Source organism: Tannerella forsythia, assembly GCF_003860135.1.
GTDB lineage: Bacteria > Bacteroidota > Bacteroidia > Bacteroidales > Tannerellaceae > Tannerella > Tannerella forsythia_A.
In genome coordinates this window covers 1-579 of record NZ_RQYN01000145.1, presented here as the reverse complement: position 1 = coordinate 579, position 579 = coordinate 1, and the positions used below count along the sequence as shown (strand labels likewise).

Sequence of the window (579 nt, the reverse complement as noted above, 5' to 3'; positions counted from 1 at the left end):
ATAACCTGCCAACACGACACAAAAATAAGGGCGAACACACAGGTTCGCCCCTACATTGACTACATTGACTACATTGACTACTTTTGACTACATTTTTCACTCTTCACTTTTCGTTCTTCACTTTATCAGGATCTTCGTTGCTCGCTCTCCTACGCGCACCAGATACACGCCCGACGGCAACGGCTGTACGTGATCGCCGGCGGGGAGGAAGAGCGTTTTCACCATCGCGCCGCTGACATGATATAGATGTACCGTCTCGGCTTTGGGCAGCGTGAGATGCAACGCGCCGCCGGCGGCGAAGATGCGCAGGCCGTCGACCGTTTCGTTGGCTACGGTGCTGACCACGTCGAGGAGGCAGGTGGCGTTGACGCCGCTGCCGTCGCGGGCGGTGGCTGTCAGGGTGGCTTTGCCTTTCTTATGGATGGTCACGAGGCCTTGGGCGTCGACCGTGGCGACGGAGGGGTTGTTGGTTGCCCATGTCACGGACTTGTCGGCCGCGTCGGTGGGGAGGATTTCGACGATTTCGAGCCGGAAGGTGGCGATCCCGTTGGCCACGAACGCGGGATGGTTGAGCGTCAG

The 579-nt window shown here is 58.7% G+C and carries 1 protein-coding gene; it reads right to left on the bottom strand.

Annotation, left to right across the window (positions count from 1 at the left end; translation table 11 throughout):
- Positions 1-117: 117 nt before the first annotated feature.
- Positions 118-579, bottom strand: a 462-nt coding sequence (locus EII41_RS13715; RefSeq protein ID WP_185711935.1) for an Ig-like domain-containing protein, incomplete at its 5' end; no start/stop codon positions are given.